Origin of the sequence: uncultured Anaerotruncus sp. (assembly GCF_902490045.1) — a bacterium.
Lineage (GTDB): Bacteria > Bacillota > Clostridia > Oscillospirales > Ruminococcaceae > Anaerotruncus.
In genome coordinates, this window is sequence record NZ_CABUCJ010000069.1 from 1 (window position 1) to 13,513 (window position 13,513).

Annotated in this window: 12 protein-coding genes; 2 read left to right on the top strand and 10 right to left on the bottom strand. The window is 64.3% G+C overall.

Annotation, left to right across the window (positions count from 1 at the left end; all coding sequences use genetic code 11):
* Positions 1-97: 97 nt before the first annotated feature.
* Complete coding sequence (gene ilvN / locus RDM88_RS08360) at positions 98-589, bottom strand: acetolactate synthase small subunit (protein ID WP_308754403.1); 492 nt, start codon at positions 587-589, stop codon at positions 98-100.
* A 15-nt stretch (positions 590-604) separates the two neighbouring features.
* Positions 605-2,227 carry a biosynthetic-type acetolactate synthase large subunit gene (gene ilvB, locus RDM88_RS08365; protein ID WP_308754404.1) on the bottom strand — a complete coding sequence of 541 codons (1,623 nt, stop codon included), beginning with the start codon at positions 2,225-2,227 and terminating at the stop codon, positions 605-607.
* Between the two features lie 178 nt (positions 2,228-2,405).
* On the opposite strand from ilvB, the gene RDM88_RS08370 reads away from it, so the two are divergent.
* Positions 2,406-2,885, top strand: a complete 480-nt coding sequence (locus RDM88_RS08370; RefSeq protein WP_308754405.1) for a TrmO family methyltransferase — start codon at positions 2,406-2,408, stop codon at positions 2,883-2,885.
* Between the two features lie 59 nt (positions 2,886-2,944).
* Here the strand turns inward: RDM88_RS08370 and RDM88_RS08375 are convergent, their stop codons facing one another.
* The 8 genes from RDM88_RS08375 to RDM88_RS08410 form a co-directional block, all read right to left on the bottom strand.
* Positions 2,945-3,985, bottom strand: a complete 1,041-nt coding sequence (locus RDM88_RS08375; RefSeq protein WP_308754406.1) for a helical backbone metal receptor — start codon at positions 3,983-3,985, stop codon at positions 2,945-2,947.
* Between the two features lie 133 nt (positions 3,986-4,118).
* Positions 4,119-5,030, bottom strand: a complete 912-nt coding sequence (argF, locus tag RDM88_RS08380) for an ornithine carbamoyltransferase (RefSeq protein WP_308754407.1) — start codon at positions 5,028-5,030, stop codon at positions 4,119-4,121.
* Positions 5,005-6,189: an acetylornithine/succinylornithine family transaminase gene (locus RDM88_RS08385; RefSeq protein ID WP_308754408.1), complete on the bottom strand. Its 1,185-nt coding sequence runs from the start codon at positions 6,187-6,189 to the stop codon at positions 5,005-5,007. The genes argF and RDM88_RS08385 overlap by 26 nt, the downstream gene beginning before the upstream one ends.
* A 152-nt stretch (positions 6,190-6,341) precedes the next feature.
* Positions 6,342-7,202 (bottom strand): acetylglutamate kinase, encoded by an 861-nt coding sequence (gene argB / locus RDM88_RS08390; RefSeq protein ID WP_308754409.1) that lies wholly within the window; start codon positions 7,200-7,202, stop codon positions 6,342-6,344.
* A 56-nt stretch (positions 7,203-7,258) separates the two neighbouring features.
* Positions 7,259-8,479, bottom strand: a complete 1,221-nt coding sequence (argJ, locus tag RDM88_RS08395; protein WP_308754410.1) for a bifunctional glutamate N-acetyltransferase/amino-acid acetyltransferase ArgJ — start codon at positions 8,477-8,479, stop codon at positions 7,259-7,261.
* Positions 8,480-8,500: 21 nt separating this feature from the next.
* Positions 8,501-9,541 (bottom strand): N-acetyl-gamma-glutamyl-phosphate reductase, encoded by a 1,041-nt coding sequence (argC, locus tag RDM88_RS08400; protein WP_308754411.1) that lies wholly within the window; start codon positions 9,539-9,541, stop codon positions 8,501-8,503.
* A gap of 121 nt (positions 9,542-9,662) precedes the next feature.
* On the bottom strand, positions 9,663-11,045 hold the full coding sequence (gene argH / locus RDM88_RS08405) for an argininosuccinate lyase (RefSeq protein WP_308754412.1): 1,383 nt from the start codon (positions 11,043-11,045) through the stop codon (positions 9,663-9,665).
* Positions 11,046-11,135: 90 nt separating this feature from the next.
* Positions 11,136-12,356 carry an argininosuccinate synthase gene (locus RDM88_RS08410; RefSeq protein WP_308754413.1) on the bottom strand — a complete coding sequence of 407 codons (1,221 nt, stop codon included), beginning with the start codon at positions 12,354-12,356 and terminating at the stop codon, positions 11,136-11,138.
* Between the two features lie 205 nt (positions 12,357-12,561).
* On the opposite strand from RDM88_RS08410, the gene RDM88_RS08415 reads away from it, so the two are divergent.
* Positions 12,562-13,086 carry a flavin reductase family protein gene (locus RDM88_RS08415; protein WP_308754414.1) on the top strand — a complete coding sequence of 175 codons (525 nt, stop codon included), beginning with the start codon at positions 12,562-12,564 and terminating at the stop codon, positions 13,084-13,086.
* The last annotated feature ends 427 nt before the right edge of the window (positions 13,087-13,513 follow it).

Below are 13,513 nucleotides of genomic sequence, written 5' to 3' on the forward strand. Positions count from 1 at the left end.
CCGGAGGGGCGCGAAGAAAGCCTTCCGACCGCAGGGCGAAATATCTGTCACCTGCTGGGGCGGGACCGGCAAGCCCGCCGGGCGCAGGGCGGCATTTTCATTTCCGAATGGCATCGGCTCCCTTCTGGAGGGCGATCATCCCCGTGCGGGCGATCTCGGCGATGCCGTAGGGGGTGAGCATATCGATCAGCAGGTCGACCCGCTCGGGCCGGTCGCACATCTCGACCGTGAGCGTGGTGCGGGAGAGGTCGACGATCTTGGCGTTCATGATCGCGGCGATATCGATAATCTCCCCGCGGTTCTGCTGGGCGGCGCTCAGCTTGATGAGGATGAGCTCGCGGCGGGTTGCCGCGTCGGTCTCCAGGAGCTTGACCTTGATGACGTCGATCTGCTTGTTGAGCTGTTTTTCCACCTGCTCGATCGTGCGTTCGTCCCCTTCGACGACGATCGTCATGCGGGAGATGGTCGGGTCCTCCGTCTCCCCCACCGCGAGGCTTTCAATGTTGAATCCCCGGCGCGCAAAGAGTCCCGCCGTGCAGGAGAGCACCCCCGCCTTATTCTCCACCAGCACCGACATGATCTGTTTCATATGCTTTTCCTCCTGTCAGCGGGTTTCCTCCCGCGGGTCGACGACACATTCGAGAAGATACGAGCCGTCCGCCGCAAGGAACCGTTCCACCGCGGCTTCGGCCTCTTCCATGGAATCGATCCGGTCGAAGGGAATGCCGTACGCCCTGGCGATCCCGCCGATCTCCGGCCCGCCCGAAAGGGCGACCGCCGTCTCCCGGCCCCGGTATTCCTTTTGCTGGATTTCGCGTACCATGCCGAGCATGTCGTTGCGCATGACGACGAGCTTGACCGGCACCCCATGCTGGTTGGCGGTGGCGAGCTCCATCATCGCCATCTGGAACGCCCCGTCGCCGCAGACCGCGACGACCTGGCATCCGGGGGCGGCCAGCTTCGCGCCGACGGCGGCGGGCAGCGCGTAGCCCATCGTGCCCATACCGCCCGTCGTAAGGAAGAGCCCGTCCCTGACCAAGCAGTTTTTCGCCGACCAGATCTGGTTCTGCCCCACGTCGGAGACATAGATCGCGTCGGGCTCCAGCCTGGAGGAGAGCAGGCGCACGAACGCCTCCGGGTCGACACAGCCCGGCCTGGGCGAAGACGCGGCGGGGACGGCCTCACCCGCGCGCCGGGCGCGCAGCCATTCGAGCCACTTGCCCCATTCGCCACGCGGGGACTGCTCCAAAAGCTGTTCGAGCACCGCCGCCGCGTCCCCCACAAGGGGGATGGTGGTGCCAACATTCTTGCCGATCTCCGCCGCGTCGATATCGATGTGCACGACCGTGGTCGCCGCCTCAATCTGGTCGGGCCTGGCCATCGCGCGGTTGTCGGCGCGCGCGCCGAGGATGATGAGCAGGTCGCTTTCGGCGACCGCCTCGTTGGCGGCGCAGCCGCCGCTCTGCCCGAGCATGCCGAAATAGAGCGGGTGCCCGGCGGGCAGCGCGCCGATGCCCATGAGGGTGCTCACCGCGGGAAGGGAAACCGCCTCGCAAAGGGCGCGCACCTGCTTTTGGGCGCCCGCCGCGACCGCGCCGCCCCCCACGCAGAGCAGGGGGCGCTTGGCGGCGCGGATCGCCTCCGCGACCCGTTTCACCTGCACGGCATGTCCCCGGAAACGGGGCTTGTAGCCCCGGATCGACACCTCCTGCGGGTAGCGGAAATCGATCAGCTGCCGTTGGACGTCGAAGGGCATATCGATCAGCACCGGCCCGCGCCGCCCGGTCGACGCGATATAAAACGCCTCCCGGAAGACGCGCGGGATATCCGCCGCGTCCTTGACGAGGTAGCAGTATTTGGTGAACGGCTCCGCCGCGCCCGTGGTGTCGACCTCCTGGAAGACGTCGCGGCCCAGAAGCCCCGTCTCCACCTGCCCAGTGATCGCGATGAGCGGGATGCTGTCGGCATAGGCCGTGGCGATCGCGGTGAAGAGGTTGGTCGCGCCGGGGCCCGAGGTGGCGACGCAGACGGCGGGCTTCCCGGTGACGCGGGCGTAGCCGCTCGCGGCGTGGCCCGCGTTCTGCTCGCTGCGGGTGAGGATGTGCCGGATGGACGACTGTCCGAGGCAGTCGTAAAAGGGGCAGATCGCCGCGCCGGGATACCCGAACACCACTGAAATCCCCTCCGCCTCAAGACATTTCACCATCGCCTGCGCGCCGCTGATCATATCCGCATCCACCTTCCTGCCCGCGTTGTCCCTTTTTGGCTATTATACGCGTTCGCCCCCCGCCCCGTCAATGCATGGGGACGGATTTGCGGTTTTTCAAAATGGGGGCTTGTAGTATCAAAACGTGCTGTTATACTGGAAGCAACGGTACCGTAAAAAATCAAACAGGAGGTTTTTTATGGACATCAGCTATTCTGTAAAACCGATCGGCCACGTGCGTTCGGATGACGGCGGCTTCCGCCTGGAGCTCGACCCGGCCTATCGTCCGGCGATGGTTGGGCTGGAAGGTTTCGGCTATCTCAATATCCTCTGGTGGTTTTCCGGCTGCGACGACACCCGCTCCCGTGAAAACCTGATCGAGCGGTCCCCCTATGCCAGAGGGCCGGAGTGTCTAGGGGTCTTTGCCACCCGCTCACCCATGCGCCCCAACCCCGTTGCCCTCTCCTGCGCGGCCGTGACCCATCTCGACCCCAAGGCGGGCGTGATCGGCCTTTCCTACATCGACGCGGAGGACGGCAGTCCCCTCCTCGATCTCAAGCCCTACACCCCCAGCCTCGACCGGGTGGAGGCCCCGCCGCTGCCGGCGTGGTGCGCCCACTGGCCGAGGGATGTGGAATCCAGCGGCGATTTCCCCTGGGAGGATGAGTTCAGCTTCTAACGCAATCACCCGTAAAAGAAACCGGGGACCGGGGCTTCGCCCCGGTCCCGCCTGTTACGCTATCCGACCTGTGTCATATCGCTGATGTCGAGCATCCCGTCCTCCCCGCCGTCCTCCTCCGGGGAGGAGGACTCCGCCTCCGGTTCCCCTTCGGGCGGCGCGTCAAGCAGGGAGGCCAGCTCGGGATACGCCTCGGAAAACATCTTTTCCAGCTCGGCAAACATCCTGCCGCTCTGCCGCTCCAGGGCGGCGCCGTCCACCGGGTACATCCGCCCCTGCTTGTAGGCGTCGGTCGTGTTGTAGACCTGGGTGCCCTTGAAATAGTCCGGGTCGACCCCCTCGTCGTAGAAGATGATATCGGGATAGAGGTTGGCCGCCTGGTCCGCGGGGTACTCCCAGCCGGTGTACGCCGCCGCGTCGTTCTCAATGCCGATCGCGGCAAGCAGCTCCCCCTCGAAGGTGTCCCCCGTCGCCATCATGAGCGGCGTTTGGCGCAGGTAGATGCCGCCCAGCCGTTCGGTCACCTGCGCGGCCGCGCCGGTCAGCGCGTCCCAGCGCTTTTCAAGCGCCCGGAAGGTGTCATAGCCGTTTTGGTCGCCGTCCTCGAGCCCGCCGAGCACGACCGCTGTATTCAGGTAGGTCGCGCGCAGCTCGTCCATCGAATGCGCGCGGGACAGCACGACCACTTCCGCGCCCATCTGCTGGAGCTTCACCGTGTCCGCCTCGGAGAGGGCGGAGGAGGAAAAGACCACGTCGGGCCGGATCTCCGAGAGGGCCTTGAAATCGGGCAGCGCGGCGGTGCCGCAGCGGGGCAGGCCGTCCGTCCCGCCGGGGTAGTCGCAGAAGTCGCTGATCCCCGCAAGCTGGTCCTCCGCGCCGAGCTCGAAGATCACCTCGGTCAGCGCTGGCGAGAGGGAGACGGCCGCGCGCGGCTTTTCGGGGATGCGGATGTCGCCGATCGCGACCGGCCAGTTGGGATCTGGCTCCTCCTCGGGCGCGGAGGAGGAGCTTTCCCCTCCCCGGTCCTTCTGCCCGCAGGCGGCGAGGGAGGCTGTCAGCATGATCGCCAGCAGAAGCGCCAGCAGCTTTTTCACGTTCATTGGTCCATCCTTTCGGCGTTGCCGCCCGGGTTTGTGTCTATTCTATCCCATCGCGGAATCAGTGTCAATCGCGCGCCCGTTTGCTGCAGGCCCCAAAAGCGGGAGGCCCTTCAGGGCCTCCCGCTTTTTGATCTTATTTGCCCGCCATCAGCTTGACCATGACGGCCTTCTGGGCGTGCAGGCGGTTTTCCGCCTCGTCGAAGATCTCGTCGGCGTGCTTTTCAAACGTCTCGTCGGTGATCTCCTCGCCGCGGTGGGCGGGCAGGCAGTGCTGCACCATCACGTCGGGCGCGCAGACCCCAAGCAGCTCCTCGTTCACCTGGTAGCCTTTGAAGGCGGCGCGGCGCTTCTCCGCCTCCTCCTCCATGCCCATCGACGCCCACACGTCGGTGAAGACGACGTCGGCCTTTTCGGCCGCGGCGCGGATGTCGGAGGTGAGCAGGAATTTGTCCCCATAGGGTTTGGCGAAGTCGAGGACCGCCGGGTCGGGCCGGTAGTCGGCGGGGGTCGCGACCGCGACGGACATCCCCGTTTTGAGGCCGCCGACGGTGAGGGAGTTGGCCATGTTGTTGCCGTCCCCGATGTAGCACATTTTGAGCCCCTCAAGCCCGCCCTTGTATTCGCGGATGGTCATGAGGTCGGCGAGCACCTGGCAGGGGTGGCAGAAGTCGGTCAGGCCGTTGATGATGGGGATCGATCCGTATTTGGCGAGATCCTCGACCTCCTGCTGGGCGAAGGTGCGGATCATGATGCCGTCGAGGTAGCGCGAGAGCACCCGCGCGGTGTCCTGCACCGGCTCGCCGCGGCCGATCTGCAAATCGCGCGCCGAGAGGAAGAGCGCCGAACCGCCGAGCTGCGCCATGCCGACCTCGAAGGAGACGCGGGTCCGGGTGGAGGATTTCTGGAAGATCATCCCCATCGTTTTGCCCTTCAGGTGCTGGTGGCGGATGCCGTGTTTGAGCTCATATTTGAGCTGGTCGCCGAGGTTCAACAGTTCGATGATCTCCTCGGTGGAAAGGTCAAGCAGTTTCAGCAGATGATTCATGTTCGAGCACCTCTTTCAGTCTTTTTAAGCCTTCATCGATTTCCGGATAGGTGATGGTGAGCGGGGGCAGCATCCGTAGCTTCGCCTTGGCCGTCAGGATGATAAGCCCGTTTTCGAGGCAGGCGGCCGCCGCTTCGCGGCTGTTCACCCCTTCGAGCGTCACGCCGAGCATGAGCCCCTTTCCCTCGACGCTCACGACGTGCGGCATCCGTTCGACCGCCTTCGTGATGTACGCGCCCTTTTCCCCGACCTGCGCGAGCAGCCGGTCGTCGATCCGCACGAGCACCTCGGCCGCGCCCGCGCAGGCCACCGGGTTGCCGCCGAAGGTGGTGGCGTGGTCTCCCGGGCCGAGCGTATGGGCGCATTTTTCGCCGAAGAGCACCGCGCCGAGCGGCAACCCGCCGCCGAGCCCCTTGGCCAGCGAGACGAGGTCGGGCGTGATCCCATAGTGCTCGCAGCAGAGCAGCTTCCCGGTGCGGCCGATCCCTGTCTGCACCTCGTCGACCATCAGCAGGATGTCGCGCTCCTTGCAGATGCGCGCCGCCGCCGCGACGAATTCCCGGTCGAGCGGCACAACGCCGCCCTCCCCCTGGATGAGCTCAAGCAGGATGCCGCAGGTCTCCCCGTCGGCGGCGCGGTCGAGCGCGGCGGCATCCCCCGCCTCCACAAAGGAAAACCCGTCGGTAAAGGGGTCGAAATAACGGTGGAAGACCTCCTGCCCGGTGGCGGAGAGGGTCGTGACCGTGCGCCCGTGGAAGGAATTTTCGAGCGCCAGGATCCTGTGGCGGCCTTTGCCGTACTTGTCGAAGCTGTATTTGCGGGCGGTCTTGATCATGCCCTCGTTGGCCTCCGCGCCCGAGTTGCAGAAAAACACCTTGTCGGCGAAGGTCCGCTCGCAGAGGACTTTGGCCACCTTTACCATCGGCGCGGTGTAGTAGAGGTTGGAGATGTGCTGGAGGGCGGCCGCCTGCCTGGCGACCGCCGCGGCCCAGCCGTCGTCGCAGAAGCCGAGGGAGTTGACCCCGATGCCGCTCGAAAAATCGATGTACGCCCGTCCATCGCCATCCACGCAGGTCGCGTTTTTTCCGCTGGCCGCTTCGAGCGGGAACCGCCCGTAGGTATTTGCGATATATTGTCTGTCCTCTTCCATGAGGCTCATGGTCATCACCCTTTCTGTTCGCGGGGAAGCCTCTTATCCTGTGAAAGGCTTCCCCACACCCTTCCGTCTCACAAGTCGCGCGCATGGCGTCGCGCCGCGCCATGCCCGAATCAAATGGTTCGGGGTCCGGGGGGCTTTCAAAGTCCTCCCGGTTACCCCAGGAACATCGTGCCGATGCCCTCGTTGGTCATGAGCTCGATGAGAATCGAGTGGGGGATGCGCCCGTCGATGATGAAGGCGCGCTTGACGCCGCGGCGCACAGCCTCGACGCAGCACTCCACCTTGGGGATCATGCCGCCCGCGATGACCCCCTGCCGCACGAGCAGGGGCACCTCGCTGACCCTGACCTCGGGGATCAGCGTGTTTTCGTCCTCCCTGTCGCGGAGCAGGCCGCGCACGTCGGTCATGGAGATGAGGTTTTCCGCGTGCAGCTCGGCCGCGATGCGGCAGGCCGCGGAATCGGCGTTGATGTTGTAGACGGTGCCGTCCTCCCCGCAGCCGAGGGTCGCGATCACGGGGATATAGCCCCCGTCGAGCGCGTCGCGCAGCACGGTCGCGTCGACGCCCGTGACCTCCCCGACATAGCCGAGGTCGGCCTCACCCTCGATCTTTTTCGCCGTGATCATCCGCCCGTCGATGCCGCAGAGGCCGATGGCCCGGCCCCCCTGCTGTTCGAGCAGGTTGACGAGGTCCTTGTTGGTCTTGCCCGCGAGCACCATCTGCGCCACCTTGAGGGTCTCCTCGTCGGTGTAGCGCAGGCCGCCGATGAATCTGCTCTCCTTGCCGATGGCCCTGAGCGTCTCGGTGATCTCGGGGCCTCCCCCGTGCACCAGCACGATCTTGATGCCGACGAGCGAGAGCAGCACGATGTCGCTCATGACGGCGGCCTTGAGCGCGCCGTCGACCATCGCGTTGCCGCCGTACTTGACGACGACCACCTTGCCCGCGTAATCCTGGATATAGGGCAGCGCCTCCGCGAGCACCTGCGCCTTGTCGGAGTTCGTAATCTGCATGGTATCCCTCTCCTCCCGAATGGTTGCTGTCTGAACGGCGCGCCGGCCGCCGCAGGTCAGGTGCGGTAATCGCCGTTGATCTTCACATAATCATAGGTCAGGTCGCATCCCCAGGCGGTGGCGGATTCGCCGCCCTGGCCCATGTCGACTTCGATGCGGATCTCCTTTTCGCCGAGGACCGTCTTGGCCGTCTCCTCGCTGAAGGGAACGCCCGCGCCGTTTTCGCAGACGTGGATGCTCCCCGCGTCGGAGGCGAGCGTCACCGCCACCCGGTCGATCTCAAACTCCGCGTCGGTGTAGCCGATCGCGCAGAGGATGCGGCCCCAGTTGGCGTCCTCGCCGAACATCGCGGCCTTGAAGAGGCTCGAGCAGACGACCGACTTGGCGACCTTTCTGGCGGTTTCCTTGTCGGGCGCGCCGGTCACGGTGCACTCGAGCAGCTTGGAGGCGCCCTCGCCGTCGGCGGCCAGCTCCCTTGCGATCTGGCGGCAGACCATCATGAGCCCCTGCGCGAAGTGGTAGTAATCGGCGTCCATCGAGGTGATCTCCGGGTTGCCCGCCTCGCCGTTGGCGAGGATGGAGAGCATGTCGTTGGTGGAGGTGTCCCCGTCGACCGAGACCATGTTGAAGGTCTCGTCGGCGACGCATTTGAGCGCCTTCTGGAGCAGCGCCGGGGCGATGGCCGCGTCGGTGGTGACAAAGCAGAGCATGGTCGCCATGTTGGGATGGATCATCCCGGAGCCCTTGGCGATGCCGCCGACCGTGCAGGTTTTGCCGCCGAGCGAAAAGCGCACCGCGACCTCCTTGCGTTTGGTGTCGGTGGTCATGATCGCCTCGGCGGCGTCCGCGCTCCCCGCCTCCGAGAGGGATGCGGCGAGCGACGGCATGGCGGCCGTAATGGGCCCCAGCGGCAGCGGCTGGCCGATGACCCCGGTGGACGCGACGATCACGTCGTCGGGCGAAATCTTCAGCGCGGCGGCCGCGCTCCCGCACATGGCGGTCGCGATGTCGACGCCGTCGGCGTTGCAGGTGTTGGCGTTGCCGGAATTGCAGAGGAAGGCCTTTGCGCGGCCGTCCCGCAGATGCGCCTGCGTCACGAGGATGGGCGCGCCCTTGACCTTGTTTTGCGTATAGATCGCGGCGGCGGCGCAGGGCTTTTTGCTCACGATGAGCGCGAGGTCGTTCTTGGCGCGGTTTTTGCGGATGCCCGCGTGGACGGCGCCCGCCAAAAAGCCTTTCGCGGCGCAGACGCCGCCCTCGACGAATGTATAGGACATTGCCGGTTCACTCCTTTTAGTTCAAAACGCGGGCGGGATGATGCGGAGCCCCACATCCTCATCGAGCCCGAGCGCGATGTTCATATTCTGGATCGCCTGCCCCGCCGCGCCCTTGACCATGTTGTCGATCGTCGAAACGACGATCAGACGGCCGGTGTGCGCGTCGGCGTGCAGGGAGATGTGGCAGTAGTTGGAGAATTTCACGTTTTTGAGGTTCGCGGCCGCCCCGTCGGGCAGCACCCTGACAAATTCCTCGTCCCGGTAGAATTCCTCGTAGAGCGCGCGCACGGCCGCCAGGTCGAAGCCGGGCGTGAAATTTGCGTACATCGTCGAGACGATGCCCCGGTTGACCGCCAGCAGGTGCGGCACAAAGGTGACCTTCACGTCGTGCCTGGCGAGCTCGGAGAGGGTCTGCTCGATCTCTGGGGTGTGGCGGTGGGAGGCGATCTTATAGGGCGCGAACGCCTCGTTGCATTCGGTGTAATGGGTGTTGAGGGCCAGTCCGCGGCCCGCGCCGGTCGCGCCCGACTTGGAGTCGATGACGAGGGTGGCAGGGTCGATCGCGCCGGCCTTCACGGCGGGCGCGAGCCCGAGCGCGATGGAGGTGGGGTAGCAGCCGGGGTTGCCGATGAGCTTCGCGCCCGCAAGCCGCGCCCGGTGCAGCTCGGGGATGCAGTAGACGGCGGCCTCGTGCAGCTGGGGGTCGGCGTAGTCCTTGCCGTACCACCGCTTATAGTCGGCCTCGTTTTTGAGGCGGAAGTCCGCGCCCATATCGATATAGAGCTTGCCCGCGTCGAAGCACCGGCGCGCGATGGGTTCGGAGAGCCCGGCGGGCAGCGAGCCGAAGACAACGCCGCACCGGTCGACGACGGCGGCGTCATCGACGAGGGTTTCGCCGAAGATGCCGGTGAGCTGCGGATAGATTTCACTGATCGCCTGCCCCTCGAAGGAGACGGAGGAGACGGCCGCGACCTCGACGGCGGGGTGGGAGAGGAGCAGCCGCACGATCTCAAGTCCCGCGTAGCCGGTGGCGCCGATGACGCCCGCTTTGATCTTCGCCATAGTAGCACCTCTAAAACTCAAAAGTTTCGCCGGCCTTTTCAAAGGCCGTAGGTCCGGGGGCAAAGCCCCTGGGGAACCCTTTTCTCTTGCAAAAGGTTTCCCCACACCCTTTTCCAAAATGTTAGTTTTGATTCTCTTCCAAAAACGCCGTAATCAGCGCAATCTGCTTTTTCACCGCGTCGGGAGACGGCCCGCCCTCGCTGAGCCTGCCCTCCACGCAGGTTTCCAGGTTGATCGCGCCGTACACATCCTCCGCGAACACCGCGCTCGCCGCCTGGTAATCCGCCAGCGGCAGGGTTTCCAGCGTCAGCCCCCGGCGGATGCACTCCGCCACCAGCCCGCCGGTGATCTTGTACGCGTCGCGGAAGGGAACCCCCTTCTTGGTCAGGTAGTCGGCGCAGTCGGTCGCGTTGATGAACCCCTTTGCCGCCGCCGCGCGCATGTTTTCCTTGAGCACCGTCATCGTGTGGAGCATCGGCGTAAAGGTTTTGAGGCACAGCTTCACCGTGTCCACCGCGTCGAAGACAGCCTCCTTATCCTCCTGCATATCCTTGTTGTAAGCGAGCGGAAGCCCCTTCATCATCGTGAGCAGCGTCATCAGATCGCCGTACACCCGCCCCGTCTTGCCGCGCACCAGCTCGGCCACGTCGGGGTTTTTTTTCTGCGGCATGATCGACGAGCCGGTCGCGAACGCGTCGTCGAGCTCGATAAATTTGAATTCCCACGAGCACCACGCCACGATCTCCTCCGAAAAGCGCGACAGGTGCATCATGATGACCGCGACCGCGTTCGCCAGCTCGATGCAGAAGTCCCGGTCGGACACCCCGTCGAGCGAATTGGCCGTCGGGGCCGTGAAGCCGAGCGCCGCCGCGGTCCGCTGCCGGTCGATCGGATAGGTCGTCCCGGCGAGCGCGCCCGAGCCAAGCGGGCAGAATTCCATCCGCCCCGCCGCGTCGGACACCCGTTCCACGTCGCGCAGGAACATGTTGGCATAGGCCATCAGGTGGTGGGCGAAGGTCACCGGCTGCGCCCGCTGCAAATGGGTGTAGCCGGGCATGACCGTGTCGAGGTGCTCCGCCGCCTTGTCGCGCAGCTCGGTGATGAGCGCGAGCAGCAGGGTCTTGATCTCCCCCGCCTCCTCCCGCAGCGTCAGCCGCAGGTCGAGCGCGACCTGGTCGTTGCGGCTGCGCGCGGTGTGCAGCCGCTTGCCCGCGCCGCCGATCCGTTCGGTCAGCTCCGCCTCGACGAACATGTGGATGTCCTCCGCGCCGGGGTCGAAGACGAGCGCGCCGCTTTGGAGGTCCGCGAGGATGCCCTCAAGCCCCCTTGCGATCGCGTCCGCGTCCTCCTGCGGGATGATCCCCTGCTCCGCGAGCATCGCGGCGTGCGCCAGCGAGCCCTTGATATCCTGCTCATACATCCGGCAGTCGAACCGGATGGAGGAATTGAAGTCGTTCACCCGTTCGTCGACCTCTTTGGAAAACCGTCCCGCCCACATCTTCATATCCCGGCTACTCCTTTTCCCGTTGTGAAATGCCTGTAACGCGGAAGGCAGACGTCCCCGCGTTACGGCTAAAAACTCTGTGCAGTTTCTTTATTTGATCTTCTTTTCGTCGAGCAGCGCCTTGACCTTGATCGGCAGGCCGAACAGGTTGATGAAGCCCGCGGAGTCCGCCTGGTCGTAGACGTGGTCCTCGCCGAAGGTGGCGATCTCCTCCGAATAGAGGGAGTGCGGGGAGGTCATGCCGGCGTTGATGATGTTGCCCTTGTAGAGCTTGAGCTTCACATCGCCGGTCACCGTCTCCTGGGTCTTGTCGACGAAGGCGTTGAGCGCCTCCATGAGCGGGGTGTACCACTGGCCGTTGTAGACGAGCTCGCTGTACTTGATGCCCATCTGCATCTTGTAGTGCTGGGTTTCCTTGTCGAGGGTGATCTCCTCGAGTGACTGGTGGGCGGCGTAGAGGATGGTGCCGCCCGGAGTCTCGTAGACGCCCCGGCTCTTCATGCCGACCAGCCGGTTTTCGACCATGTCGATGATGCCGATGCCGTTTTTGCCGCCCAGGTCGTTGAGCTTATAGACGATGTCGACCGCCTTCATCTTCTGGCCGTCGACCGCGACCGGCACGCCCTTTTCAAAGCTGATCGTCACATAGGTGGGCTTGTCGGGGGCCTTTTCGGGCGAAACGCCCATCTCGAGGATTTTGTCGTAGTCCGGCTCGTTCGCGGGGTCCTCGAGGTCGAGGCCCTCGTGGGACAGGTGCCAGAGGTTCTTGTCCTTGGAGTAGTTGGTCTCCCGGTTGATCTTGAGCGGGATGTTGTGTTCCTCCGCGTAGGCGATCTCCTTCTCCCGCGAGTTGAGCTCCCAGAACCGCCACGGGGCGATGATCGGCATGTTGGGCGCGAACGCCTTGATGGTCAGTTCAAACCGCACCTGGTCGTTGCCCTTGCCGGTGCAGCCGTGGGCGATCGCGTCGGCGCCTTCCTTCTTGGCGATCTCGACCAGCCGCTTCGCGATGACCGGCCGCGCGAAGGAGGTGCCCAGCAGGTATTTGCCCTCGTAGACCGCGCCCGCCTTGACGGTCGGGACGATGAAGTCGTTGACGAATTCCTCGGTGAGGTCCTCGATGTAGCATTTGGAAGCGCCCGTCTTGACCGCCTTCTCCTCGAGCCCCTCGAGCTCGCCCATGCCCTGCCCGACGTTCGCCGCGACCGCGATCACCTCGCAGCCGTAGTGCTCCTTGAGCCAGGGGATGATGACAGAGGTATCCAGCCCGCCCGAATACGCCAGGATGACTTTCTTGAATTTCTGTTCCATATTTCATTCCTCCGTTGGTTAATCATTCATTCGATACCCCTATTATACATTATATTTATGCAAATGCAAGCATTTTTACGTATAAATATTCAGCTTCATTAAAATTTAATTGGGTAAAGTTGCACAAAAAGAGGTTCTTTTCGCAAAAGCGGCGTGCTATAATAGGGATTACATGGAAGAATCTATACGGAAGGAATGATAGAATATGCAGAAAATATCCCCCTACGAGCTGGCCGTCAACCCGTTTGAAGCGATCCACCACAAATGGGCGATGATCACCACCCAGTCGGGCGAAAAGGTCAACACCATGGTCGCGAGCTGGGGCGGCGTGGGCATCATGTGGAACCGCCCTGTCACCTGGGTCTTCCTGAGGCCCCAGCGGTTTACCCGCGAGCTGCTCGACCGGAGCGAACGGTTTTCCGTCTGCTTCCTGCCCGAGCAGTACCGCCAGCAGATGAACTACTGCGGCTCCCACTCGGGCCGCGCGGAGGAGAAGCTCGCCGTCTGCGGCTTCGAGGCCGTCACCCTCGACGGCGCGCCGGTGCTCGGGCAGTCGGAGCTCGCGCTCACCTGCCGCAAGCTCTACCGCCAGCCCATGGACCCCGCCTGCTTCCTCGACCTCGAGCCCGACGCCCGCTGGTATCCCGAAAAGGACTACCACATCATGTACGTCTCCGAGATTCTGGGCGCCTACGGGCGCACGTCAGTTGCGGCTCCCGACCGCAACTGACCCCGCGATCGGTCAAGCCGATGCGCGTGCGCCTCACGGGCGGAGGGCGGGTCGCCCTCCCCCGTGTGCCCCCACCTGATTAACTGCATACAAAAAAGCGGCCGTCCGACTGGACGGCCGCTTTTGTCGAAGCCACAGAAGTCTGCGGAACATGTGGGGAGCTATCCTGTTCCCCTTGTTGGGAGCGCCGAAACCAGGTTGGGCCCTCTGGGCACGGGCCGGGCCGCCCTCCCCCGTGTACCCCCTCCCGGCGGGCGCTCCGCGTCTTCCGTCTCCACACGCTGGGAGAATCGAGACTAGGTTGAGCCCTCAGCTAGTGTACCCTTGGGGTGCGGCGGTAATTTGCGGGTCTTGGCAAGGTTCTCCCGGAGGTTTCTCAAGGGGACTGGCGGAAGTCCCCTTGAGCGGACTTTTGGTTCCTTTTCGT

Excerpts from the sequence above, each read along its gene's own strand:
- ilvN (WP_308754403.1), bottom strand. The coding sequence starts at position 589 with ATGAAACAGATCATGTCGGTGCTGGTGGAGAATAAGGCGGGGGTGCTC.
- ilvB (WP_308754404.1), bottom strand. The coding sequence starts at position 2,227 with ATGATCAGCGGCGCGCAGGCGATGGTGAAATGTCTTGAGGCGGAGGGG.
- RDM88_RS08370 (WP_308754405.1), top strand. The coding sequence starts at position 2,406 with ATGGACATCAGCTATTCTGTAAAACCGATCGGCCACGTGCGTTCGGAT.
- RDM88_RS08375 (WP_308754406.1), bottom strand. The coding sequence starts at position 3,985 with ATGAACGTGAAAAAGCTGCTGGCGCTTCTGCTGGCGATCATGCTGACA.
- argF (WP_308754407.1), bottom strand. The coding sequence starts at position 5,030 with ATGAATCATCTGCTGAAACTGCTTGACCTTTCCACCGAGGAGATCATC.
- RDM88_RS08385 (WP_308754408.1), bottom strand. The coding sequence starts at position 6,189 with ATGAGCCTCATGGAAGAGGACAGACAATATATCGCAAATACCTACGGG.
- argB (WP_308754409.1), bottom strand. The coding sequence starts at position 7,202 with ATGCAGATTACGAACTCCGACAAGGCGCAGGTGCTCGCGGAGGCGCTG.
- argJ (WP_308754410.1), bottom strand. The coding sequence starts at position 8,479 with ATGTCCTATACATTCGTCGAGGGCGGCGTCTGCGCCGCGAAAGGCTTT.
- argC (WP_308754411.1), bottom strand. The coding sequence starts at position 9,541 with ATGGCGAAGATCAAAGCGGGCGTCATCGGCGCCACCGGCTACGCGGGA.
- argH (WP_308754412.1), bottom strand. The coding sequence starts at position 11,045 with ATGAAGATGTGGGCGGGACGGTTTTCCAAAGAGGTCGACGAACGGGTG.
- RDM88_RS08410 (WP_308754413.1), bottom strand. The coding sequence starts at position 12,356 with ATGGAACAGAAATTCAAGAAAGTCATCCTGGCGTATTCGGGCGGGCTG.
- RDM88_RS08415 (WP_308754414.1), top strand. The coding sequence starts at position 12,562 with ATGCAGAAAATATCCCCCTACGAGCTGGCCGTCAACCCGTTTGAAGCG.